The organism is Microvirga terrae (assembly GCF_013307435.2).
Lineage (GTDB): Bacteria > Pseudomonadota > Alphaproteobacteria > Rhizobiales > Beijerinckiaceae > Microvirga > Microvirga terrae.
The window spans coordinates 4,853,953-4,878,720 of the sequence record NZ_CP102845.1; the positions used below are offsets into that span (position 1 = coordinate 4,853,953).

At 58.5% G+C, this 24,768-nt stretch carries 16 protein-coding genes and 2 pseudogenes; 15 read left to right on the plus strand and 3 right to left on the minus strand.

What is annotated here, in order from left to right:
- Positions 1-956 precede the first annotated feature (956 nt).
- Positions 957-1,112, plus strand: a complete 156-nt coding sequence (locus tag HPT29_RS28930; protein ID WP_173946902.1) for a hypothetical protein — start codon at positions 957-959, stop codon at positions 1,110-1,112.
- 332 nt (positions 1,113-1,444) lie between these two features.
- On the opposite strand, the gene recA is transcribed toward HPT29_RS28930, so the two are convergent.
- On the minus strand, positions 1,445-2,488 hold the full coding sequence (gene recA / locus HPT29_RS22840) for a recombinase RecA (RefSeq protein WP_285892598.1): 1,044 nt from the start codon (positions 2,486-2,488) through the stop codon (positions 1,445-1,447).
- Positions 2,489-2,929: 441 nt separating this feature from the next.
- On the opposite strand from recA, the gene HPT29_RS22845 reads away from it, so the two are divergent.
- The 4 genes from HPT29_RS22845 (at position 2,930) to HPT29_RS22860 (ending at position 6,407) form a co-directional block, all read left to right on the plus strand.
- Positions 2,930-3,427, plus strand: a complete 498-nt coding sequence (locus tag HPT29_RS22845) for a 3'-5' exonuclease (protein ID WP_259060296.1) — start codon at positions 2,930-2,932, stop codon at positions 3,425-3,427.
- Positions 3,428-4,084: 657 nt separating this feature from the next.
- Positions 4,085-4,339, plus strand: a complete 255-nt coding sequence (locus HPT29_RS22850; RefSeq protein ID WP_173946899.1) for a hypothetical protein — start codon at positions 4,085-4,087, stop codon at positions 4,337-4,339.
- Positions 4,340-5,721: 1,382 nt separating this feature from the next.
- A complete protein-coding gene (locus HPT29_RS22855; protein ID WP_173946898.1) occupies positions 5,722-5,991 on the plus strand; it encodes a hypothetical protein in 270 nt (89 codons plus the stop codon).
- A 143-nt stretch (positions 5,992-6,134) separates the two neighbouring features.
- Positions 6,135-6,407, plus strand: a complete 273-nt coding sequence (locus HPT29_RS22860) for an SWIB/MDM2 domain-containing protein (protein WP_247654499.1) — start codon at positions 6,135-6,137, stop codon at positions 6,405-6,407.
- A 198-nt stretch (positions 6,408-6,605) separates the two neighbouring features.
- Here the strand turns inward: HPT29_RS22860 and HPT29_RS22865 are convergent.
- Positions 6,606-6,787 (minus strand): annotated as a pseudogene (locus tag HPT29_RS22865) (IS6 family transposase); the annotation flags it as partial.
- A gap of 3,384 nt (positions 6,788-10,171) precedes the next feature.
- Between HPT29_RS22865 and HPT29_RS22870 the strand changes: the two are divergent.
- Together HPT29_RS22870 and HPT29_RS22875 are read left to right on the plus strand one after the other, a co-directional pair.
- A complete protein-coding gene (locus tag HPT29_RS22870) occupies positions 10,172-11,686 on the plus strand; it encodes a coiled-coil domain-containing protein (RefSeq protein ID WP_173946896.1) in 1,515 nt (504 codons plus the stop codon).
- Positions 11,687-12,457: 771 nt separating this feature from the next.
- Complete coding sequence (locus tag HPT29_RS22875; RefSeq protein ID WP_173946895.1) at positions 12,458-12,772, plus strand: hypothetical protein; 315 nt, start codon at positions 12,458-12,460, stop codon at positions 12,770-12,772.
- A gap of 601 nt (positions 12,773-13,373) precedes the next feature.
- On the opposite strand, the gene HPT29_RS22880 is transcribed toward HPT29_RS22875, so the two are convergent.
- Positions 13,374-14,027: an SGNH/GDSL hydrolase family protein gene (locus tag HPT29_RS22880; RefSeq protein WP_349774705.1), complete on the minus strand. Its 654-nt coding sequence runs from the start codon at positions 14,025-14,027 to the stop codon at positions 13,374-13,376.
- Between the two features lie 1,767 nt (positions 14,028-15,794).
- On the opposite strand from HPT29_RS22880, the gene HPT29_RS22885 reads away from it, so the two are divergent.
- From HPT29_RS22885 to HPT29_RS22920, 8 genes and pseudogenes are all read left to right on the plus strand, one after another.
- Positions 15,795-17,339, plus strand: coding sequence for a sugar ABC transporter ATP-binding protein (locus HPT29_RS22885; protein WP_173946893.1), 1,545 nt, complete (start codon positions 15,795-15,797; stop codon positions 17,337-17,339).
- A 5-nt stretch (positions 17,340-17,344) separates the two neighbouring features.
- Positions 17,345-18,340, plus strand: coding sequence for an ABC transporter permease (locus HPT29_RS22890; RefSeq protein ID WP_259060779.1), 996 nt, complete (start codon positions 17,345-17,347; stop codon positions 18,338-18,340).
- 104 nt (positions 18,341-18,444) lie between these two features.
- Positions 18,445-19,386 carry an ABC transporter substrate-binding protein gene (locus HPT29_RS22895; protein ID WP_173946892.1) on the plus strand — a complete coding sequence of 314 codons (942 nt, stop codon included), beginning with the start codon at positions 18,445-18,447 and terminating at the stop codon, positions 19,384-19,386.
- A gap of 296 nt (positions 19,387-19,682) precedes the next feature.
- A pseudogene (locus HPT29_RS22900) lies at positions 19,683-19,952 on the plus strand (DDE-type integrase/transposase/recombinase); the annotation flags it as partial.
- 82 nt (positions 19,953-20,034) lie between these two features.
- Positions 20,035-20,517, plus strand: a complete 483-nt coding sequence (locus HPT29_RS22905; protein ID WP_173946891.1) for a hypothetical protein — start codon at positions 20,035-20,037, stop codon at positions 20,515-20,517.
- Positions 20,518-20,830: 313 nt separating this feature from the next.
- On the plus strand, positions 20,831-22,099 hold the full coding sequence (locus tag HPT29_RS22910; protein WP_259060097.1) for an IS256 family transposase: 1,269 nt from the start codon (positions 20,831-20,833) through the stop codon (positions 22,097-22,099).
- A gap of 486 nt (positions 22,100-22,585) precedes the next feature.
- On the plus strand, positions 22,586-23,611 hold the full coding sequence (locus HPT29_RS22915; RefSeq protein WP_173945009.1) for a purine-nucleoside phosphorylase: 1,026 nt from the start codon (positions 22,586-22,588) through the stop codon (positions 23,609-23,611).
- A 134-nt stretch (positions 23,612-23,745) separates the two neighbouring features.
- Entirely contained in the window at positions 23,746-24,681 is a 936-nt protein-coding gene (locus HPT29_RS22920) for a nucleoside hydrolase (RefSeq protein WP_173945008.1), read from the plus strand.
- The last annotated feature ends 87 nt before the right edge of the window (positions 24,682-24,768 follow it).

Here is a 24,768-nt window from a genome sequence, read left to right on the forward strand (position 1 = left end):
CTTATCCGAAAGTGATGAAGCTTAACTGACGTTTGGGGTAGGGCTCGACGGATTGAGCTGGAATAGTCAGAGGCCCCCTGTTGAAGCCAGAGCAGGCCACGAGCATAATCCGCAGAGGCAACGCTCCTAGAGACCAATATGCCGGTCTTCTCGTCCATATCCCCTGTGGCCCTGAGTACCCAACCAAGGCAACGCTCGCGATCTTTGTCGCAGCGGCGGCAGTTGAGGCAGGTCATGAGATCCGCGCTTTCTTAGCAGGAAATGCAGTTCAACTGATGCGTGAGCAGGTTAGGAGCGCCCTGACTGGACTAGAGCATCGGACGCAAAAGCGGGAACCAGTTTTGCGTGAAACGATGCTTTGAAACAAACGCTCAAAGCATCGGGCGTGAGTTCGATGACACGTCCGATCCTTTAGGCGTCGGCGCGCTGAGCGAACACTACCTGAAGGTCATAGCGGGAGGCGGTCGCCTCTACCTCTCAGGTGGCTCGTGCGCCGCACGCGGTGTGACAGATGAAGACTTCGGAAGCGTTCCCTGTGAGGAGGAAGCCCCGCCAACTGTGGTTCGGCTTGTGAGGGAGTGCGACCGCAAATCGTCTGCTGACCAAGTCGGCAACAGGGGCCTGATCAAGAGGCGTCGATGACGTCACTCCTCACCGTTGGCTCGGCTGAGGTGCATGCCCATGATAGACAATGGAACGGGCAGCCTGTCCGCCATCCCAAACTGTGTCGAGAACGAGCGGAGCTATCAGTCGTAGAACGGGATGAAACGAATGTTGAGCGGTTGCATCTGCTGCGCTGCACATAGCATTTCCTGTCGCGTCGCCGTCTACTGTCGCAAAGGGATCGACGAGCTTCGGCTCTCCGGGGCTGACATCGAGACGAGCATTCGGCATGGGACCTCCTCTCCCGATCGGATTTGAAGTCTTTGCAAAGAGGAGGAACTCTATGAAAAGCTATGTTTTCCTTTCTGCGCTCGGATTGGCTGTTCTCGCTCTGCCTGCCGCTGTTCAAGCACAGGGCATCATACGCGGCGCCGAGCAAGGAGCCGCCGTGGGCAATCGGGCTGCTGGTCCCGTTGGCGGAGCAGTCGGCGGTGCCGTTGGCGGCATGACGGGCGGCGTCGGCGGCGGGGTCAAGGGTGTCCTTGGAATTCCGCAGAACACCGGTAGCGTCCAGCGGCATCGCACATCTCATAAGAAACGGGCGGCTCACCACTGAGGCAGGCTGGTCCTCACCGGATCCACTTTTCCGCACGATGCCTTAGTCTGGATCAAACGAACGCAGTGCGTCGCAGGTTCCAGCAAAATGCTTCCAGCATCGGAGCGTCGTAGCTCAGGAGATTGCTGCTGTTCGTCGGGCTCGGCGTCCACGCTCAATGCCGGTGAACACGTCGCCAAAATTGGTTGAGCAAAAGGCCGGCTCTTCAACCGGCCTTTCTCTTGACTATGCCACGTCGTCGGCAACGGCATCGCCGGTATCGTTTGCCTGCAAATCGTGCATCAGGAGACCAGCGTTTTGGCGGATCTTGCTCTCGATGTCAGTCGCAATCTCGGGATTGTCTTTCAGGAAGGTCTTGGCGTTCTCGCGGCCCTGACCCAGCCGCTGGCTGTCATAAGAGAACCAGGCGCCGGACTTTTCCACCACGTTCGCCTTCACGCCAAGATCGATGAGCTCACCCATCTTGGAGATGCCTTCGCCGAACATGATGTCGAACTCGACTTGCTTGAACGGTGGCGCGACCTTGTTCTTGACCACTTTTACGCGCACTTGGTTGCCGATTGGCTCGTCGCGGTCCTTGAGAGTCGAGGTCCGGCGAATATCAAGCCGAACCGAGGCATAGAACTTCAGGGCGTTGCCGCCCGTGGTCGTCTCCGGCGAGCCGTACATGACGCCGATCTTCATGCGGATCTGGTTGATGAAGATCACCAGTGTGTTGGTGCGGTGGATCGAGCCAGTGAGCTTGCGCAGGGCTTGGCTCATCAGCCGGGCCTGGAGACCAGGACGGCTCTCGCCCATCTCACCTTCGATCTCCGCCTTTGGTGTGAGCGCAGCGACGGAGTCGATGATCACAACGTCGATCGCGCCAGAGCGGACCATGGTGTCAGCAATCTCAAGCGCCTGTTCGCCATTGTCCGGCTGGGAGACGATGAGATCGTCGAGATCAACCCCCAGCTTGCGGGCATAGCTCGGATCTAGGGCATGCTCGGCATCGATGAAGGCGCACACTCCACCCTTCTTCTGCGCCTCCGCAATCGCATGCAGGGTCAGAGTGGTCTTGCCGGAAGATTCTGGGCCGTAGATCTCGATGATCCGTCCCTTCGGCAGACCGCCCACACCAAGAGCAATATCCAAGCCAAGCGAGCCGGTGGAGATTGTCTCGACCTCAACCACCTGATCGCCGCCGAGACGCATGATGGCGCCCTTACCAAAGGCACGCTCGATCTGGGCGACCGCTGTCTCGATCGCCTTATTCTTATCCAAGCTCATAATGGCTCCGCACATCAAAATATCTGGATCGAACTGAGGCTATCCCGAACAGTGCGGAAAATCCAGAACAAAACGGGAACTGCGGTAACTTGTCAGCCTCTGCAGCTAAGCAGGAGCCTGTTACAGGGACAGCTGCGGATCCTCAGGCTGCTCGTTAGGGTTGAACGAAGTTCGGCTTGTTCTGATCTGACGCCATTTTTGGCAAAAGCGTCTGGAAGCTGGCGCTAGCCAAGGCTGTTAGCTAGGTCTTGTGTCAGACTATAGGTCTGTTTTCCCACATGACCTAGGTGCCGTGCAAGATGCCCTTCGGGTTGCCGATTATATCGAGATCGGCCTCGCATCCGGATTCGCCGTCTGGTAATTGGGTCGTCTCTCTTCCAGAAACCTCCTCGTGAGCCGATTTCTCTGTCTCTTGCCTTGCAGTCCATCATGATTAGACATGTGGTTATCGACGTCGAAACAGCACAATCTTACGATCATGTCATCGAAATCGCCGCTGTTGAAGTCATCGGCGGGGCTATCTCCCCGCGCTCGTTCGTCCGACGGGTCAAGCCCCGGTCATCCATGAGCCCCTTCTGCTACGCAGTGCATCGCATTTCATTGGCTGACTTGGAGGATGAGCCGTACTTTGAGCATGTGATTCACGACCTGATCGACTTCGTCGGCGCTGATACAATCATCGCCCACAACTATGCCTACGAGTACAACACCCTCAAACGGGAGTTCGAGCGCACAGGACAGCCGATCTATCCACGAGAGCGCTTTTATTGCACCATGGCTCTGGCCAAGCGATCCGGGCTTCCTGGCAAGCTCCGTCAGGCTTGCTCGCAGGCCGGCATCAGCATTGCTCACCTGCGTGCCGAGCACGATGCTTTGAACGATGCGCTGTTGGCAGCCCATCTGTTTCAGAAGCTCGGTCTCCCCGAGAACAAGAGTTAGCTTCGCCTCAAGAACTCCAAGCCTGGTGGTAGGTCGTGCTCCTGTCGCGCTGGCCTCATGGCTTTGATGGAGGAACTTGGTCTGGCTGGCACTTCATCAGTGATCCAGGCTGACCTCCCATCAGGCGTCTTCAACGGACACCCAGATTCAATATGGGTCATTGCGTCCTGCAGCCATTCGGCTTGCTGTGCGGCAGAGAACTGCGACAGGTAGCGCCGATCCCGCTCGTGAAAGGCAACCTCCAAGTTGCCGTTCTCCCTGTCGCTGACCTGGATCATTATTTGATCCAACAGCCTTTCCTCGAGGAGGTACCCATGCAGCTGGGCGGTTGTGATAGGACCGGTGACCGTGACCAACCGCTTCATGCCATCGCCTTTCTGCAAGGTTCAGGCGAGTGTAGGCAGGACCCGCGATCGAATGATATGAGACTTTGCGAACATCCTTAACTGCCTGGGCGATAAAACGGGATACAGGGCCGATCTCAGGAACCTGATCGAGGCCTCTCAGAGCGATGGCCTGGTTGGTATAGCGAGGATCCGCCGTCACCTCAGGCCCGAACCACTCTAGAGGACGGAAGCCCCTCGCCTCCTCGACGCCGTCAAACTCCACGGTGACGAGGTGCAGGACGCGAGGCCGGCTAAGCTCGTCAACAAGAGCATGACCGTCGCCGATTGGCAGAGCTGTCCGGGTATAGTCGACCTCGCCGGCGCAGACATCGAGAAGCACATGGGCATGGGATACCGGAATTTCCGTCTGATCCTCAACCTCGCTGACCGGGCCGCCCGTCTTGAGGATCAGCAGGCCTCTTTCCTCTTCGAGGCGGACCCAGGACGACCGATCCCGCTGCTCGGGGAAGAAGCCCTCAAGGTGGTGCAGCCCGCCCCTCTCGCGCTGGATCAGGCGGGCGAATGACGGGGTGGGGAGAAAACGGCGGCGAATGGTCTTGGAACCCAGTGAATGCAAGGGATCGAGGAACTTCTTACTCGTATATGGCGGACGATGCGGGAGGCAATCTTGAACCGCGCACTATGGTTTCCGCTCAGCCGCCGGCCTTTGCCCCTCAAGTTCTCGATGATGGGCCGCTCGGACCAGGTAAGCCGATTTCAAAGAAATCGTTGCCCTGCTCAGTTTGCCGAGCTTTGGATTCAACACTTGATCACGGAGTGAGATGTGGTCGATCTGAATTAGCCTGTGCGGAGATACAACGACACCTTGGCCGAGATGCTGTCTTGAAGCCTCGATCAAGGCGTTGTTGGTCCAAGGGAGAGAAACGGCACGATGAAGATATGCTTCCCGCCGATGACAGCAAGGCGCTCACAAACGACAACGCCCTGACAGAATTAGCCGTGCGGAGCTCACTGTCAGGGCGCTTTTGTGATGCCGGTTGCAACATCACGCCACCACAATGCGCCATGAACGCTGGAAGTGCAACTGAACCCTGTGCACAAGTACGAAGCGCCCCGGCGAGGGGCTGAGCACCAGACCTCTCACCAGAGCGCGTGCGATGTGTTCCGGCATCGCATGATCCATATAGATTCGCGCACGACGAGCCGCTGTGTGACGACGCACACCATCGGTTCGGAACACGATGATGCGGCGCGGTCCTGACGAACCTCGAGGTGATGCGCTTCCACGAAACGAAGGCGTCCGATGATCGGCAGATCGAGGCTGGCGATCTGGCCGAGCGCTTCAGGCCTCTGTCGCAGGCCGAGTACCACCTTGAAACTGCGCTTTCGAGGCGGGCGCCCTGGATCGAGGGGCGACTTGCGGCTTGGTTGCAGGGCCCCGCATACCGGCTGCATTTTCCTGCTTTGCTTTCGTGCTGCCACCGGAGACGCAATCAGATGTCGGTTCGGATGGCCAATCTATCATCCTTCGGACTTTCCGGGCGTCCCGAGAGAATGAGCTTGGTAAGAACCTCGTAAACGGATTGCGGGTCGCACTCATGCGTCCGAGCCGCGCATTGCTCGAAGAAGCTGACGTACTCGTCACACTGGCGTGACCGTTGTGTCTTTGGGGTCACGGCACACTGTGTGTATGCCTGCCGCACAGTCGGTGGAGGATCGAACGCCTCGAACACCTGCTGGGCTGGAGAGCGGGTGATTGTCTCGTGGGCAACGATCAATGTGGCAGGGCCCAGGAGGACGGCGAGAGCGATGAAGCCGGGATGTATCTTCCGCATCGGCTTACCTCGGACCTTTATGGTTAAGACGAAGTTAACCCATAACGCCCGAGATGGAGTCACATAACAGCTGATCGTACGTCACGACGCTGATCCTAAGGAAGCTAAAGAGATGGCAAAGCGCCCCGAGCAAGAGGACGAACAACCCGGAATGAACGAGACAGCCAGTACGCCCCAGTTGGATCGCTTGGAGAAGCTGGCCAACGCGGCGGCCAATGCTGCGCAGGCGAAGCAGTGGCGCGCCCGCAAGAATGGCATCAGTCAACAAGAGGAGCCGTCGGAAGTCCGCAACCTCAGCCATGACGCAGAAGCCAAAGCTCGGGCGGAGGAAGCGATGCGGCAGATGATGGCCAAGCCACAAGGCAAACGGCGTGGGTGGTGACGATCGGGCACGTCATGTGAACCCACCACCCTGAGATCTGCATTGCCAGAGTGGAATTAAGGAAGTGTTCAGCTCTTGCTGGCCATGGTCCCGCCCCCTTTGCCTCTGCAGATGGCAGTGAGGCGTCCTTGAGGAGTTTCACCATGACCGAAGCCAAAGCAGCCAAGAAGCCGAACCCTGCCCTGGCGAAACCGCTCCAGCCTTCGAGCGAACTCGCGGCCGTTGTCGGATCGGCACCGCTCCCGCGGACGGAGGTGGTGAGCAAGGTCTGGGAGTACATCAAGGCCAACAATCTGCAGAATCCCGCGAACAAGCGCGAGATCTTGGCCGATGACAAGCTTCGGGCTGTCTTCGGCGGCAAGGACATGGTCAGCATGTTCGAGATGAACAAGCATTTCGCTCAGCATCTCTCCTGATCAGACAGATCGATGCAGGCCAGGGTTCGTGCCCGAGCATGAGTTTTCAAGCTGGGTCGTTCAATGGACAGATGCCGGGCGCGATGCGTATCAGCCCGAACGATCTCCCCAGGTTGCGTGGCAAATTCGGAACGGGGCAAAAGAGGAGATAGAGTTCTGTGAAGCGATCATAAGGTGAGCAGCTCACACTGCTCCGCAATTGAACTGCTCCAGCAGGAGCGGCGCATAGCGGACTGTCCGGCAGTGGATCGTAGCATGGTCGGCGGTGATGCCGCGCCCGGCCATCATCTCCTCAAGATCACGCAGGCTCAGCTGCAAGCCAAGTGCCACCTGACACAGAGCAGGATGGCTGAGCGATCAAAATGCCTGCCCTTGAACACGCTACACTCCATCCCTGAGCCCAGGGAGGATTAACTGAAACTCTGAAACAAACTCTTGCGACAATTCCCTTAATAGTAAGTGGGTCAGAGTGACCCTCGAGAGGCTTATGGGGGTGCGATGATTGGTCAGCAGCGGCAACGCTGACGGAGTTTTGGTCTGACGTGGCTCCTTTCCCCTTCTTTATTGGGAGCATCCAAAAGGATCATCCTTCCGAATTGCCAATAAAACGTTCCCTGACGCCACAATTCGGTTCCAATACCGGACATATCACGAGTGCAGATGGCTCATTAGCTAGCAGAGCGCAACTCTGCTTACCGCGGATCTCTCGGGGGCTCCAACGGCAACCTCCCGGGGATTATCCTCGAAACTAGGTCTCGGAGCATGGCACCCCACGAGAACAGGTTGGCACAAGACCATGCCGCGGAAGCCTGCGCACGCCCGTGTGACCACAGCGGCTTTCTGGAGTAGCCATGCTTCGGGTGTCACTCATTTCCATCATCACCATTTCATTCCTGGCAACGCAGCCCGGCTTCGCCAAGGGTGGAGACGGAGAAGGTAGCAGGGGCGACAGTTCTGGAGCCGGAGGACACGGCAATGATCATGGGGGCGGCGGGAAAGCGGGAGATGGTGGCGGGAGTGGAGGCGGCCGAGGCAACGGAAATAGCGGTGGCGGCAGCCAGGGCAGCGTGAGTAGCGGCGGCAGCACCGGGAGCAGCGGCGGCGGTGGACAAGCCAACGGAAATGGCGTGGGCAAAGGTGGTGGGAACAGCGGAGGCGGCGGGAGTCTTGGTTCCGGGAACAGTGGCAGCGCCAGCCAAAGAAGTGGAGGCACCGGCGACAGTCCCTCAGGTGGCGGCAAAGGTGGCGGGAGCATTGGTGGACCTAACAATCAAAGTGCCGGGAACCGTGACGGTTCCCGCCACGGCGGTGCGGGAGGAGGCAGTGTTGACCCCAGAGGCGCCGCAAGCGGTGGAGGCATAACCAGTCAGACTAGCAGTAACAGTGGGGGTAAAACCGGAAACACGCCGGCTTCAGCATCCCCGCCAGCAGCACCAGCTACGACAAGCACTACGAGTTTACGCGCGACCCAGGCCGCCGCAGGTCTGCACCCGACCGCAAATGCGACAAGTCTGCCAGCTGCGCCAACTTCGACCGCACTGCAGGTCAAGGGAACTAGCGCCGGATTAGCTCTGCCGCTCTCCCTTCTACCCCGGCTTGAAGCGTCAGGCTCAGCGACTGCAGACTTCCAAGAGCCACTTGCTCAGCGACCCAGCGTTCCAGGTCAGATTGTACAAGCCTGTCGCGCCTCCATTGTTACGGCAGCGCTTCCTTACGGGGCTGTGCAGGTAGACACAGCCAGCGTTGGGCGGGTGAGCCGCACTTCAGACGGTGGGCTCATGGCTCCGATGGCGGTGAGAGTCGTGTACGCCCGGGCGAATGCACGCCAGGTCCGCCAGTCCGGCATTATGTGCCTGCTCAACGTATCCGGCGCAGTGACGGCACTCCGCTGATTGCGGGTTTGTCGCAACAATGAGCCAACTCGACAGAAACCGATGCGAAACTCTGCAACAACCTCATTTACCTGTCTGAGCCCCCGCCAAGTGCAAGAGGTTCTCCGACTCTAGGTGGGCTCTATGTCCGCTATGAGCATCTTTCTTGGCCAACTTAGGAGCAGACCCGTTCGCACATGGTCGGCCCCTACCCGCAGTGGGTACTCTACATCGCCTTATGCCCGCCTTGCTCACGCTCGTTTGGTCAATAGTCTGAAGATCCGAACGTACTTCGTCGTGCCTGCAGGAGCGTGACAGTGGCGGGTAGTCTCGCGATCGACCGAGCTCAACCAGTTTTGGGTGCAAAGTTCTCCCTTATGGCTCTGTTCCTATCAGTCTTTACGGTTGCGCAGGTCCGGGCGGGGGCTGCGTTCGATGTTGGAGTGAGCGCAGGTGCAGTCGGTCTAGGCGCGGGAGCGAGCGCCAGCATTGGATCCGACGGGCTCAGTGCGGGAGCAGGGCTCGGCAGCGGCGGCAATCAGGCCTCCGCGAGCGGCAGCCTTGGTCGCAGTGGTACTGGAGGTGAAGTTGATACAGCCGCAGGAGGAGGCTCGGCTAGTGTAAGTGCTGGGTCTAATGGGCTCAGTGCAGGCGGAGGTGCTAGTGCTGGACGAAGCGGCGCTTCGGTTGGCGCCGCCGTCGGCTCGAATGGGATAAGTGGCGCACTGGGAGTCGATAGTAGCTCGACAGGGGTGGCCGCCAATGCAGGTATCGGGACAAATAGCGTTAGCGCGAGGGGAAGCGCGAGCGGTGCAGTCAACGCAGGTGGGTCGCTCGGCTCCAGTCGCGGAGCGGGACATAGCCCAGCCGGGAACGGAACACTCACTGGCGGCAATATGAATTCTGCAGGTCTGGCAACCAATGGGAGCGCAATTTCTGCAACAGGCTTCGACGGGACAGGTACATCGGCCTCAAGAGGCGGGACCAATCTCGATCAGCATGCTCCGTCCGCGGCACCGAATCCGGGGCTTCTTGCCAGTATTGCTCCCACCGCTCCTCCAATATCCTCCTTGAGTGGGACCGCCATCCCAAGATCCTTGTTGCCGGTTCAAAACGGCGGAGGGGACGGGGGATGGTTTCGCAGCATATACCTGCTCAAGCCTCTGCGACCTAAGCCCGGTACGTCGCTGAGCGTCGTTCAATCCTGCCGAGACGCACTTGTCTCAGGCGCCGTTCGCTACGGAGCGCTGCATGTTGATGTCGCCAGCGCGGGACGTGTTTCCCACCTCAAAGATGGCAGCCTGTCAGCTCCCGTCGAGGCGAGAATCCTGTTCCAGCGAGGTAGCCTCGTGCAGATCCGGCAAGCCAGGGTCACCTGCCGCATGGATCAAGCAGGCCGCGTCACCGCGATGTTCTAAGCCTTAGCCCACGACAACGTCACGGCCAATGGAGGAAAGCAATTTTGAGAAAGTACTGCAGACTTCCCCTTCAAGCAGGGCGTGACTAGACGGCTTAGAGCTACACGCAGGGCGGATCGCTGAAAGTTACATGAGGAGACTACAGGAGCCCGCTTGTTTCAAGCATGAAACTCCCCACTCGCTTCAGTGCTCTACCTGCATTTCGCCTACCAATAACCGTCCTGGGAGGAAAGTCATGGTTCCACAGATCAGTTGGCTTTCAGGCACCTCAACCCGCATCCGATCCGTACCAATGGAGGAAAGCGGACGGGGCCGCCTTATACTCTCGATCGTTGCCGCAGCTATATTTGCGTGCTCCTCGCACAGTTTCGCACGTGACGAGCTGGTGGGAGCAGTTCCCCGGTTGCCTCAAAGTAGTGAGGTCTCACCACGGGACTCAGCACAATCACCAACGAATCACGCGGAGCGGGACAATGTGGTATCCCCTCGCATCGATGCCTCGCAAAGGGATTGGCCGTCGCTCCTCCACAGCCTCTTAGCAAGCCCTGGCCGAACCGAGCTTGCTGCTGATGTTGGAAAAGCTCTGCAGCAGAATGATTTCGACGGGGCACGACAGCGGCTCATCCTTGCTGTCAACGCCGGGACACTCGCCATACTCATCGGAGATGATATTCATAACCCGGAACTACAGAGTTTGCTGTTGGCTGTAGCGCGTGAGCAACATGACTCTCAGTTGACTGCACGGATCGAAGCCGGTGAGGTCACGTCAAATGCCATGAATGGCAAAGGCCCGAACGATATGGCTGAAAAGGAGAGGGTGCGTGCCGAGGCAGCGGTACAAGAGCTGCGCACCGTGCGAGAGCAACTCGCAACATTGAAAGAAAAGGGGGCCAGAGCGGTAGAGCTAGAGCAATCACTGGAGCAGGAAAGAGGACGGACGGCTTCAGCCGCCCATGACCTGAACCTCATGCGAGGGCAGCTGACCGCAATGGCTCAAAACGCGATAAGCGCCTCGGACGCGCGCGACGCCTATGCCAGAGAGGCGGAGAGGAGTAAAGCTGCGCTGGTAGAACTCGCAGCCAAATTGACTGCTGCGCAAGAACAACTTGCGGCCCTTGAGGGGAGCGCCGCAGAAGTGACCGAGTTGCGGTTGGCTCTCGCGCGGGAAAGAGATGCAGCAAAGGCGTCAGCAGGCGAAATCGACTCGTTGAGGCGAGAACTGGTCTCGCGGGAGACAGATAGAGTTGGCTCAGCCGGGGCGAGAAACTCAACGCATAATGGGCACGAACCAGCAAATGTGACGCCAGAGCACTCGAGAGTCGGACAGGGTGAGCCCGCTGATCTCCGAGCGAGTGAGGCCAAGTTGCAGAATGAGCTAAATAAAGAGAGAGAGCGCAGTGCTTCGGTTGTTCAGCAGCTAAGCGCCTCTCAAAGAGAAATTTTGGCTCTGAAAGCCCAAGTTGCGGGCAGCGCTGCGATCAAGGAAGCCCTCCGTCAGGAGAAGGAGAATAGCGCTACGGTCCTCCGGGACCGAGAAGCCTTGGAGAGACAAGTGAAGGCTTTCGAGACGTACACAGCTTTCATCCCTGGTACATTGATTTTCCAGACCACACCGATCCTACTCGAGCCCGTGATCCAAACATTCCGGAGTGGCGTCCGGTCGAACAACAGAACCAGCATCGATGGCGCCAGCCTGCAACCCAGGGATCGACAGGTGCCATCACCTCTCAACGTCGAGACGGAGCGCAAACTGCCTGATGACGGAACGATGCGAATCCACCGCGATCCCCCGCAGAAAACTTCACAGAAGCCGGTTGTGCCACCCACCAGCAAACCTAAGTCGGATGACGTGGCAAGCAGAGACGCTCCCGTTAAGCTCAAGCGCGGCGCTCGCCTGCCAAGTAACCGGAACTCCGCTCCTCCTGGGCCCTTCACTCCGGATCTTCCAGTGACTCTGCGGCCGGTCGATGGGCTGTGGGCGCTCTATTAGGTACCCGTTTGCTTTGCAAGCAGGTTGCCCAACGGACGTCGGGCGCGCGGTCACGTGAATCTAATGCCCAGGAGAAAGATTGTGGCCGATGCGCCCGCTCCAGAAGCCAAGGGAGCGCTTGGCCTCGACAGGGTACGCAAACAGGTTTTTTCGGAAGCACGCGCGATTAGCTTGTAGCACACCACCGCTATGGTCAATCCACTGTTTCGTTGACACTGCCTTGAGTCCGCGATGTTCCAAGTGGGGAAGTCGTCTGCGCTCGACGGTGATAATCCGGATGATGGAGATCTTCCGCTCAATCCAAAGGGCTTGCCGCCGGGCCACGCCAGCGAATACCGGATCCACTTTTCACTTGCGTGGCCCGCTGGGTCCGCACGATGCTCCACGTTTGGCTGGCGCATCGCTGACCGCGAAGAACCGGGTCCACTTTTTCGCACGATGCGCTAGATACCTGCCGGGAGAGTTGTTGAGAGAAGGGAACTTCTGGTCAAGAACTTAAACCATTTGTGAACCCCGCAGGCGCAGCCTCCTTGCGTGCCGAGATGGCATGGTTCTTGTTCCCTCTGAAACTGGCCGTGAAAGGAGGTCTACCTGGAGCGCTAAGCGCAACCGGCGCTCTTACTTTGATGACCGCTCCATTATGAAGACGGTACACTTAAGCTAGGTTGCGCCTGTCCGTCAGCAACAAACGAAGCGGCGGATCTGAAGACGGGCCGGGGTTTGATCCCTCCCATGAACGATGCATTCCAAACAGCAAAATGAGGAATTGCCATGATTGTTCGAACCCTGATTGTCACTAGCTTCCTGCTCGCTGCCACTGGTGTCTTCGCTGCACCTTCAAAGCCGAATTCTTCCGTCGTCGTCACCAATGCTCGCGATGTCTCGGCAACCGATATCGCTATTGGCGCGAATGGACAGACCGTTCGGCTGACAAAGCCACTCGCTCCAAAGGCGAAAGCCACTTTAAGGCTTCCAAGGGTCACCGGCTGCATGGTAGCTGTCGCCGCAACCTTTGAGGATGAATCAACGGCCGAACTCCCTGAACTTGATACATGTAAGGATGGAACACTTCGCTTTACTGACTAGACATTGCTGCATCACAGCGACGTTGACACAACAGCAGAGAATTCATCAACATAAGCCAGCACAGGTCAAGGCGCGAGCCGACGCGGGTGCGCTGGACGATTTACGAGCAGGAGGCAACTCGTTCCCATGCTGCAGAGGGGTGCCGTATGCCAACTTATGGTGGCGGCGACACGCCTGAAAGGCAGTTTTGGGTGAATGTGACGAGGACCCGAGCCAATGGTCGGCCAGAACCCATACGAGCGTCGTCCAGCAGATTGAGCGGGTGACCGGAGCCTACCCGGCTGGCATAATCCCTTGAACCGAGTTTGAAGGGTGTCGCCAGGACACAGAGAACTGAACGATACGATCTCGACATCGCGGATGGCCTCCGCCCTCGCTGCGCTCCGTCTCGCGAAGCTGATCTCGCGCCTAGCTCCAATGACCTCGGCGCACCTCGCGGCTTGCTTCTCGATTGCGAGATCGCCCGCCGGGCGGGGCGTCGTCCCCCGTGTTCTGGTTGTGGATGAGAATTGCCGTCATTGTCATCAGGACAGCTACTCTCCAGGTGCTACCTTGGCCACGGTCGATCCCGCGACGAAGTGTCGACTTCGACACTGCGCTTTCAGAACCGGCCGACCGTCTCCGCTACAGCCTTGCCGAGCTTCCGATGTGCGTCAGGCTCCAAGTGGATACCGTCAACCGGACTTACCTGGATCAGCGCTCCGGCATCGATGAAGCCCACTCCCCGTGCCTCCGCCAGTACGGCATAAAGCGCGGGAAGCTTGAGTGACACTTCGCGCGCGCCAACAAACTCGGAGCGGATCGGCCCCTGCTCGAGAACCGGCGGCGGGCAGATCACCAGGATGCGAAAGCCGCCATGTCGTTGCTGCATCTCAAGACCCATGGCGATGTCGAGGAGACTGGCAATCCCTGCCGTAATCTTTCCGGGTGTGGCGCCAAAGCGGGTCTTGGTATCGTTCGTCCCAAGCATAATCGCCAGAGCGTCGATGGGACCGTGACTCTGAAGAGCGATCTTCAGGCCCTCGCGTCCGTCCATGTGGGCCCCTGCCACCGGATCGGGGAACTGAGCCGTCCGTCCAGGAAGTCCTTCCTCCGTGACCTCCCAGTCCGGGAGTGTTGATGCTACCAGACGCGGCCAACGCGTGTCCGCATCAAAGCGGTGGTAGGCCTCTCCCCGTGTAACAATTGGTGGGGATCCGTGGGTGTTGCTGTCGCCGAAGCAGAGAAGGGTGCGGGCCATGGAGACATCTGTCATTGACACTTCACGCTAGGGCCGCGTCCTTGGCCGGTCAACACTCTCACGACGAGTAAAAGCCAACTCTGCCGACGGATGCTACGGATTGCCGAATGCTTTTGCCCGTCGGACAAGCTCAAACGTTTGTAGGTTACAATCGGGTCTGTACGTGAGGGTCTCCCAAAATGCCTTCGGAACGAGGCCGACGTCACCACAAGCACCACGAGCTAGAATGGGTTCTGAAGCAACACTCAAGGTGACGATTCGACCCTTGCCTCGTCCCGGGCCGACCAGCGAAGAAGATGCTGATCCAACGCTTAGGAGTATTGATGCCGCATGGCATGTCGCGAGAGTGGAACGAGGGTCAAATCCCAGTTCGCAGATCGCCCTTTGTGCAACGATTTTCAGAAAGTCTTGTTGATTCCGAGCGCAAATTGCCGCGGGATCTCCTCCGCGCAGTTTTTCTTCGCTACCCTGACGACTAGATCAGGAGGGTTGGCGAGGGGATGCATAAGTTTTGGGTATTTACTGCCCTTACGGTGAGTTGGGCCAACGCATCTTGCGCCGAAAGAGTGGTGAATGCGATCGACATACCTCATTTCCATCCTTTGAAGGCTGCGCCCAATCCACAGCCGAACAACGTGGGGGAGAGGCGTCGGGCTGGGACGATATCCGAGAACGACGGAAACCGTCCGGGTATCCGTTCCTATCAGGTCACCCGAAGTGCAACCGTGAGGCGAGTTCAATCGCTTCAACATCAGGCTGATTTGGTGCATGGACCGCAATCGCCAACGGAGCTTCCAGTCAAGCACGAACCGTCCATAGGTGCCATAACGCCGTCGCTCTCGGAAAGGACCGAACTCGAGGTTCCGGTGACCAAGCTGATGCCGCCACCTCCGGAGCCTGCCGAACCGACCTTCCCTTCCACATCGCTGGTCGAAATGCCACCGCCGGAGCCGCCCACATCCTTCCTGCCAGAGGTGCCATCGGAGGCCGCAATGCCACCGCCGCCATCTCCGGCCGAGACAAGTTTTCCTCTGGCTACCTTGATGCCTGCACTCCCAGAGCCAGTTGAGCCGTCTCTGCCTTCACCCGAGCAGGTCGTTCCTGCAACTCCAACCTCGATTCCATTCCCAGACCTTCCATCATACGTTTCTCTAAGGCCGCGTTTCGATTGGGTTGACAGCGTCGGCGCCATCGAACTCCCTCAACCTCCGCTGCCTCAAGCTTTCGAACCAGATTCAGAAGAGCGTATTCCTATGCTCATCCGAACGCCTTGGCCGGTTCCGTTGGAACAGACCTAAACGGGCCGATGCAAATCCGCAGGTTCAAACGACGAAGACACTCCTCTCCTGCTCGCCATCCTATCCGAAGAACAATCCATTCAGGGCGGCCACCGGTCCGCCAGGATAGTGTTGCAGAGCGTCCCCTTCGCAGGTCGATCAGATCCATATTTTCAGTTGCCTGCCCTTGGCCTTCATGAATATCATCCTCGAAATATCGTGAGCTACTGCGTCTTAATCAGATCTGGCTTCGCAAGAGGTCGAACTGAAAAGCCGCCAAGAGCGCGAGATCGCCGCAGGATGGTGATCGGGAGCGATCGATGCGGGTACAGGAATACTTCCTGCCGGAGACCGCGATGGCTTGGGATCTCAAGTGTCCGAGCGAGATCCGGCGTACTTGTAGCGATCCCCCAGACGTAATGGATGCGGCAGGTGTCGTCGCTATTGCATGCTCACTCTGTAGCGTCGTGCAGGTGAGGAGCCCCAGCCAGCTGGATCCCGGCTCATGACACCGCTTGTCGTGATCAAAGACCTCGATAAATCTTTTCCGGGCGTGAAGGCGCTCAAGAAGGCACGCTTCGAACTCCTTCCTGGGGAAGTTCATGCCCTGATGGGCGAGAACGGCGCCGGCAAGTCCACCCTGATGAAGATTCTAGCCGGAATCTATCGAAAGGATGCCGGCGAGATCTGCATTGAGGGCGTTGCCCTCGATATTCCTTCGCCGCGGGCCGCGCAGGATCTTGGGATCAGCATCATCCATCAGGAACTGAACCTGATGAGCGATCTCACGGCGGCACAGAACATCTTCATCGGCCGCGAACCTAAGCGAGTTGGAGGACTTCTGCTCGATGAAGAGGCTCTAAACCAAGCCGCTGCCGAAATTTTCGAACGCATGCATCTCAAACTTGATCCGCGGGTCGAGGTTGGCCAACTCACCGTGGCCAAGCAGCAGATGATCGAGATCGCCAAGGCCCTGTCCTTCAAATCCAGGGTCTTGATCATGGACGAGCCCACTGCGGCTCTCAACAATGCGGAAATTGGCGAGCTTTTCAGCATTATCCGGAAGCTCAAGGCTCAAGGTGTCGGCATTGTCTATATTTCCCACAAGATGGATGAGTTGAAGAAAATCTCCGATCGCGTCACTGTCATGCGCGATGGCGAGCATGTTGGAACTGTTCCTACCGCTGCTGCGAGCGTTGATACAATTATTTCAATGATGGTTGGCCGAAGTCTTTCCGAAGGGAAGACGGAGGTCCCGGATCTGTCGAGCCACGACGTCGTGCTGGAGGTCCGCAATCTTCGACGCAGCAATGTCATTAAGGATGTAAGCTTCAAACTGCGGAAGGGCGAGATCCTGGGATTCGCTGGTTTGATGGGAGCTGGGCGGACAGAGGTCGCGCGCGCCATTTTTGGCGCGGACCCCCTTGATGGTGGCGAGATTCTAATCCGGGGCAGACCCGTGACGATCCGGTCACCGCAGGATGCCGTGCGGCTCGGCATCGGCTATCTATCCGAAGATCGGAAGCGCTTTGGTCTAGCGACAGGCATGGACGTGGCGGCCAACATCGTCATGCCATGCCTTGGACGCTTCCTTTCCATGAACATGTTCCTCAAAAAGCGCGCCATCCGTGAAATGGCACGCTCCTGTATCCGGCAGCTACGGATCAAGACGCCTTCTGATGCCCAGGAGGTGCGGTTTCTGTCAGGCGGCAACCAGCAGAAGATCGTGATTGCAAAATGGCTTGCCCGCGACTGCGAGATCCTGTTCTTCGACGAACCGACTCGTGGCATTGATGTCGGAGCAAAAAGTGAGATCTACAAGCTCCTCAATACACTCGCCGCCGAGGGCAGAGCGATCGTGATGATTTCCTCCGAGCTGCCTGAGATCCTGCGCATGAGCCACCGGATCGCCGTGATGTGCGAGGGTCGGCTGACCGGCGAACTCCTTGCTGAGAGAGCCACGCAGGAGGACATCATGCGCCTCGCAACGCAGCGGCATAGTCTCACAACCAATACATCAAACGCGGCGCCCGAGGGATCAACTACGTGACGACCATCGCAGAAAAGGAAGCCCAGACCGTCATCAAGTCTGCCGCGTTCAGCCAAGGAGCATGGCAGAAGATCCTGGCCTTCGCCAGCCTGATCGCCCTGATGGCTGTCTTCAGCGTTGCCTCCGAGAACTTCCTTCAGCCTGACAATCTCATCGGCATTCTGCAGGCAACAGCTGTGAACGGTGTTCTCGCCGTGGCGGCGACATTCGTCATCATCACCGGCGGAATCGATCTGTCGGTTGGAACGTTGATGACGTTCTGCGCAGTCATTGCCGGCGTATTCCTCACATACTGGGGACTGCCGATGCCTGTCGGCATCGTGGCGGCTATTGCCGCCGGCGCTCTCTGCGGCTCAGTCTCCGGCACCCTCATTGCCAAGATGAAGATCCCGCCGTTCATCGCAACTCTGGGCATGATGATGTTGCTGAAGGGACTCGCGCTTGTGATCTCGGGAACCCGTCCAATCTATTTCAATGATACGCCGAGTTTTCCGCTGATCTCGCAAGAGTCCTTGATCGGGGCGATCCTCCCGTTTCTCCCGGTCCCTAATGGCGTCCTGATCCTCTTCATAGTTGCGATTGCCTCCAGTTTTGTTCTTACGCGCACCGCCTTCGGCCGATACACATTTGCCCTGGGATCCAATGAGGAGGCGGTGCGACTCTCCGGGGTGAATACCGACTTCTGGAAGATCATAGTCTACACAGTTTCAGGCGGGATCTGCGGCATTGCCGGCCTCATCATCGCCTCGCGACTCAATTCTGCCCAACCGGCGCTCGGTCAAGGCTACGAGCTCGACGCCATTGCGGCCGTCGTCATCGGAGGCACTTCCTTGAGCGGTGGACGCGGCACCATTCTCGGGACAATCATCGGAGCTCTGATCATCAGCGTGCTCACCAACGGCCTACGTATTCTCTCGGTGGCTCAGGAGTGGCAGACGGTCGTGACCGGAGTGATTATCATTCTCGCCGTGTATGCCGACATCCTGCGCCGCAAGGCCTGAGGATCTCCCCTTACTTCTCACGAGTCCAAAGGAGCACGCGACCCGGTAATCTGTCCTAACTCATTCACCAATAGGCCAAAGTATACAACGATCAGGAGGAAACGATGTGGAACAGACGCACTTTGATTGGTGCCATCAGCATTGGTGCATTAGTCGGTTTTGCCGGACCTGCAGCGGCCCAGGAGACCTACATCCCACTTATTTCGAAAGGATTCCAGCATCAATTTTGGCAGGCTGTCAAAACCGGAGCCGAGCAGGCAGCCAAGGACTATAACGTGCGCATCACGTTCGAAGGTCCAGACAGCGAAACCATGGTTGACAAGCAGATCGACATGCTATCGGCAGCGCTTGCCAAGAACCCGAAGGCCATCGGATTCGCAGCCCTCGATAGTCAGGCCGCAATCCCTCTGTTGCGCAAGGCGCAGGCCGCCAAGGTTCCCGTCATCGCGTTCGACTCCGGCGTCGACAGCGACATTCCGCTGACCACAGCAGCGACCAACAATCTGGCGGCTGCGGCTCTGGCTGCTGACAAGATGGCGGAGCTCATCGGAGGCGAGGGCGACATTGCTCTCGTGGTGCATGACCAGACCAGTCGTACGGGTATCGATCGGCGAGATGGATTTGCGAACCGGATCAAGGAAAAGTATCCGAAGATCAATATCGTAAGCATCCAATACGGCTCAGGCGATCACCTGAAATCGACCGAGATCACCAAGTCGATCCTCCAGGCCAACCCCAAACTCAAGGGAATCTTTGGCGCGAATGAGGGCTCGGCAATCGGAGTCGTCAATGGTGCCAGGGAAATGAACCGCAAGATCGTCATCATTGGCTACGATTCCGGTAAGCAGCAGAAGCAAGCTATCCAGGAAGGCCTAATGGCGGGAGCCATCACGCAGAACCCTGTTGGTATCGGATATAAGACGGTTGAGGCTGCCGTCAATGCACTCAAGGGCGAGAAGCTCGAGAAGATCATCGACACAGGCTTCTTCTACTACGACAAGTCCAATATTAGCGATCCGAAGATCGCAGCCGTACTGTATGACTAGGCGGCAGTAGTCGTGACAGGGACAAGCCTCTAGCTTTGCGGCAATTGGCTCATGACAACTCGCGAGCAAGTGACGTGGACTGAAGGCGGGCTTCACAGGTCCTTTGTGGATCATGTGAACTATGTGACCCCAAAGGATGGCCCAAGCGGATACCATTGTGGGTATTCGCTTGGGTTGTGTTGCAAGCACCAAGCAAGGCACTATCGCAAACGATTTGTCTCATAGTTTCAGCTACTGAGATGGATGTCTCAGTGGCGGAGGAATAGGTATTCAAGGGCAGGCATTTTGATCGATCGGTGATCCTGCTCTGCATCCGGTGGTATCTGGCTTACACTCTCAGAATGCCCATGCTCGAGAAGATGATGGCTGAGCGCGGCATCTCGGTCGACTACGCGACCCTTCACAGATGAGTCGTTCGACACTCGCCCGAACTGCTGAAGCACTTCAACTCACGCAAGCAACTTGTCACCAGCAAGTGGCACATCGACGAGACCTATATCAAGCTGGGAGGTCGCTGGATGTATCTTTCCAGGGTGATCGACAGCAACGGCGACACGGTTGAATTCTGTTGGTGAGGACCAAAGGAAAGCCTTTCCTTTGAACCGCTCACCGCATAAATGACCGTGATCGCTCTCTCACGAGCCATGTGTGGCCCGGGTCACAGAAGGACAGTCTGTTTTGGTCGATCCTGGTGACATCGCAGGAGGTCACCATGACACGATCCTCAAAACGCCAAGCCAGACGCTGGATCATCCAAGAGCTGACACGCTCCATGGAGCAGCGCAGTCAGCCCCTCCCCTCCTCCAAGCCGGTTGCGGAGTGATCATGCTGTACGCGCGGCCCCAGGAAACATCCGACCTCGTGGACAGCCAGATCAGGGTCAGGGCGAAGGCCCTCTGCGTCGACGATGGCTTTGATCCGGATCTGACCGTGACTCATGCCTATGGCGACGACTTCACGGCCCAAGAGTGGGATTCCCGGTGGACGTCCAATCCGGAAGTTCCTTTCCAAGAGGTGGTCAGCCCGATGTGGAGGTTGTACGGCGCCCACGCATTCATCGAGCTGTCGCAGCTCCGGAAGGTGGTCGAGATGAGCGACAATGTCGTCTTCTTCGGACGCAGCAAAGCTTAGCGTGGGGCATCACCCGATGTTGTGCTGACCGTCAGGAAGGGGACAATCTGAGCGCTTAAGCTTGGCCGTATGTTGGCCCGCGGACCCTGAGGCTACTGACCTTCGGGCGGCTTCGGCTGCGCGCGCAATCCTATGCCTTCATCGGTTGCCGGAGGTGGCTCATGTCGTTTGCGACCCGCCGGCTCAGCGCGCTTCCGGATGCGATCGCGCCAGATCGAGCTATGGCGGAAACTGGGTGATGACGGTGTGAGAAGGGCGGCGTATCGAGGCGGGTGTCGAGCCTGCCAGAACCTCTTCGAGAGAGCGATACGCCATGAACGACACTACCAATGTTTTGCGCCTTCGTCAGCCCGATACGATTGACGATCCCCTGACCGATATTCTGCGCGCCGGCGCCCGTAAATTGCTGGCCCAGGCCATCGAGATCGAGGCTGAGGCCTATCTCGCCAGCATGCGCGAGTTGAAGCTGCCGGACGGGCGTGAGCGTCTGGTCCGGCACGGCCATGGCCCCGAGCGCATGATCCAAACCGGCATCGGTCCGGTGGAGGTCAGCCGGGTCAAGATCCGCGACCGCGGCGCCACGGACGATGCCGACCGCATCCGCTTTACCTCGGCAATCCTGCCGAAATGGGCCCGGCGGACAAAGAGCTTGGATGCGCTGCTGCCGGTCCTGTATCTGCGCGGGCTCTCGACCGGCGACTTCCAGGAGGCGCTCTCAGCCTTGCTCGGTAAGGACGCCCCGAACCTGTCGCCGTCCGCCATCACCCGGCTCACCGGCGAATGGCAGGCCGAATACGAGCGTTGGCAGGCGCGCGACCTGTCGGCGCGCCGCTACGTCTACGTCTGGGCCGACGGCGTCTATCTCCAGGCCCGGATGGAGGATCAAGCCGAGTGCATCCTCGTGCTGATCGGTGCCACGCCAGAGGGCAAGAAGGAGTTGATCGGCTTCCGGGCTGGCGTGCGCGAGAGCGCCCAAAGCTGGCGCGAGCTTCTCGTCGAGATCAAGCGGCGGGGCTTGTCCGTTCCGCCCCGGATTGCGGTCGGGGATGGGGCTCTCGGCTTCTGGAAGGCGCTCGACGAACTCTTTCCCGGCACGCACCATCAACGCTGCTGGCTGCACAAGACCACCAACGTGCTCAACAAAGTGCCGAAATCCGTGCAGCCCGGCATGAAGGTGGCGCTGCGGGAGATTTATCTCGCGCCGACCCGAGCCCAAGCCGAGATCGCCATCGACCTGTTCGCCGAAGCCTATCAGGCGCGCTATCCAAAAGCCGTGGAGTGCGTGCGCAAGGACCAGCGGGCGCTGCTGGCCTTCTACGACTGGCCGGCTGAGCACTGGATCCATTTGCGGACGACAAATCCCATCGAAAGTGTGTTCGCGACGGTGCGGCACCGGACCGTGCGCACCAAGGGCGCGCTGTCGCCGACAACGGCGCGACTGATGGTGTTCAAGCTCATCATGGCAGCTTCGAAAAGCTGGCGGAGGTTGATGGGTGAAAACCAGTTGCCGAAGGTGATCGCCGGTGTCAGGTTTAAGGACGGCAGCGAGGTCATTCCGGTGCCGACAAACAGCGCCGCCTGATCGGCCCCGTCACCTAAATTCCGTCATAGCTCCGCCAGATCGGTCCGAAGTGCGAATCCTGTGCAGCACCAGCGGGCGCACCTTAGGCGCTGGCCGGTCATCTCTGAAGGCGCTCGAACTCAATCCGCGAGGCGGTGCCGGCGTCCTGCAGATCACGCTGCGGTTAGCGGGCAGAGCCGGGTCAGAACACTGACCCCACTCTCGGGTGATCCGCCAGGAGGGCCACGACTCGGCGAGCGTTGACCTCGTGCTACGGCTGATCAGGAACATCCAAGCCTAAACCACCGATGGAAGCTTGGCTGAGATGCCCACTCGATGGCCAGAATTGCGGTCTCAACGAGCGCTCTGCCTGCATGACAAGCAACCAAGATCGAACTTTCCGGTAGCCCCGATCCGGCTGGGTTTGGTAGACCCGATCCAGCCGACATCCCTATAGCCGCCTGGCCGCTGGGGAGAAATTGCGATTGCAGACGTGAGGAGCTGATGATGTTACATCAATTTGGAGCCAGTCTTCTGGGCGTTGTGGCCGCGAGCCTCCCGCTGGCCCTCTCCGCACAGGAAGCCTCCCAACGCATCAGCCCCAAGGTCGTGGTGATCACCATGTTTGCCGGTGAGGCCAAGCCCTGGCTGGATAGTGAGCGGTTCACGCAGAAAGTAGCGGTTCCTGGCCTGTCCAAGGCCTTTCCCGAGGTGTCGTGCACTGACGCCGGTCTGTGCCTGATGACCACCAGCATGGGCTATGCCAATGCGGCCAGTTCTGTTTCCGCTTTGATCTACAGTGGCCGCTTTGACCTCTCGCGGACTTACTTTCTCATTGCCGGCATTGCCGGTGTTGATCCCGCCGATGGGACCTTGGGATCAGCGCATTGGGCGCGCTTTGCAGTCGATGGGGGTCTACAGAATGCGATCGACGCCCGCGACATGCCCAGCGACTGGAGCACCGGCTATGTCGCCATTGGTGCGAGCCGACCGGGCGAGAAGGTCGAGCTCAGGTACGGAAGCGAAGTCTACCGGTTGAACGAGGAACTCCTGCAGAAGGCGTACAGCCTGACGAAGGACGTAGAGCTGGCTGATGGTGATGCCGCCAAAGCCTACCGGGCGCGGTACGCAGCCGCTCCGGCGAATGCCGCACCCCGCGTGAGCATCTGCGATACAATCTCCATGGATACCTGGTGGCACGGTTCAAAGCTCGGAGCCGGGATGGAGGCATGGGCGAAGCTGATCACGAATGGCGAGGCCAACTATTGTACCACGCAGCAGGAGGATAATGCGACTCTCACGGCCCTTCGGCGCGGCGCGGACGCCAATCTCCTCAACTTCGACCGGATCGCCATCCTTCGAACCGCGTCGAACTTCGATCGGGAAGGATCAGGGCAGACCCCTGTGGAGTCCCTGACGGCAAAGTCGGGCGGCTATATTCCCTCTGTCACGAACGCGTATCGGGTTGGCGGCAAGTTCGCTCACACGATTGTAGCGGATTGGCAGAGCTGGAATGCACGGGTTCCGAAGTAAGGCTGGCAGAGTCGCCCATTCGACCCTTCACAGAACTGGGTGGGCGGTCACAATCATGCAGGGATCGCTGCACTTAAACTTTGCCTTAGCATTTGCTGAAAGCAGAGACATGAGATGCTCGTGAGCGCAAATGGATGAAGCAGGTTATCATCGACACTGACCCTGGCCCAGATGATGGGGTCGCCATCTTGACGGCCTTGGGATCTCCCCTGATTGAAGTCCTTGGAATCTGCGCTGTCGCCGGCAACGTTCCTCTTCATCATACTGCCCGAAATGTTCGCAAGATCCTGGAGCTTGCCGAGCGCCAGGATGTCAAGGCATTCGCCGGAGCCGAGGCTCCTCTGGCCCGCCCGCTTTTCACGGCTGAGTACGTGCACGGCAAGACCGGATTCGACGGATACGATCTGCCGGAACCGACGATGCCTATTCAACCTCAGCATGCGGCTGACTTCATCATTCAAGAGGTTATGAGCCGGCCAGCGAAGTCCATCACGATCTGTGCTTTTGGCCCCTTGACGAACTTGGCAATGGCCATCGAACGGGACGGACGCGTAGCCGGGCGGATTGACCAGATCGTCTGGATGGGCGGCGCTTTGTCGGAAGGCGGCAATGTGACTCCTGCAGCCGAGTTCAACTGCTACGTGGATCCGGAAGCGGCCGCGCGAGTGTTGAGTTCGGGCGCTCGAATCGTGATGATGCCACTGGATGTCACCCACAAGGCTCACGTAACGGCTGATCGGATCGAACGCTTCCGCACAATGGGGAACAAGGTCGGTCCAATCTTTGCGAGACTCCTCACCTACGCCAAGCGGTTTGATTGGCAGAAGTACGGAGCCAACCGCGCTCCGATGCACGATCCGACGACAGTTGTCTGGGTGCTACGGCCCGAGTTGTTCTCGGGCCTCCCTGTGAATGTCGAGATTGAGACGAACTCTCCTCTGACAACTGGGATGACTGTGATTGATTGGTGGGGTGTGACCAACCGGCAAAAGAACGCTTACGTAGTCCGTGATGTTGATGCCGAGAGCTTCTACGATGTGATCTTCGAGAGCTTCGGCCGTCTGCCCTGATGATCCGGGATCAGGACATTCTAACTTTGCGCCTACATAGAAACGCCCGGCAGTAAACATTATGGAATTCCAAAGCTAGAGTATCCG

Bases quoted from the DNA above. Each gene is read 5' to 3' on its own strand.
- HPT29_RS28930 (WP_173946902.1), top strand. From the start codon at position 957: ATGTTTTCCTTTCTGCGCTCGGATTGGCTGTTCTCGCTCTGCCTGCCG.
- recA (WP_285892598.1), bottom strand. From the start codon at position 2,488: ATGAGCTTGGATAAGAATAAGGCGATCGAGACAGCGGTCGCCCAGATC.
- HPT29_RS22850 (WP_173946899.1), top strand. From the start codon at position 4,085: ATGACCGTCGCCGATTGGCAGAGCTGTCCGGGTATAGTCGACCTCGCC.
- HPT29_RS22855 (WP_173946898.1), top strand. From the start codon at position 5,722: ATGGCAAAGCGCCCCGAGCAAGAGGACGAACAACCCGGAATGAACGAG.
- HPT29_RS22860 (WP_247654499.1), top strand. From the start codon at position 6,135: ATGACCGAAGCCAAAGCAGCCAAGAAGCCGAACCCTGCCCTGGCGAAA.
- HPT29_RS22875 (WP_173946895.1), top strand. From the start codon at position 12,458: ATGATTGTTCGAACCCTGATTGTCACTAGCTTCCTGCTCGCTGCCACT.
- HPT29_RS22880 (WP_349774705.1), bottom strand. From the start codon at position 14,027: ATGACAGATGTCTCCATGGCCCGCACCCTTCTCTGCTTCGGCGACAGC.
- HPT29_RS22885 (WP_173946893.1), top strand. From the start codon at position 15,795: ATGACACCGCTTGTCGTGATCAAAGACCTCGATAAATCTTTTCCGGGC.
- HPT29_RS22895 (WP_173946892.1), top strand. From the start codon at position 18,445: ATGTGGAACAGACGCACTTTGATTGGTGCCATCAGCATTGGTGCATTA.
- HPT29_RS22910 (WP_259060097.1), top strand. From the start codon at position 20,831: ATGAACGACACTACCAATGTTTTGCGCCTTCGTCAGCCCGATACGATT.
- HPT29_RS22915 (WP_173945009.1), top strand. From the start codon at position 22,586: ATGTTACATCAATTTGGAGCCAGTCTTCTGGGCGTTGTGGCCGCGAGC.
- HPT29_RS22920 (WP_173945008.1), top strand. From the start codon at position 23,746: ATGAAGCAGGTTATCATCGACACTGACCCTGGCCCAGATGATGGGGTC.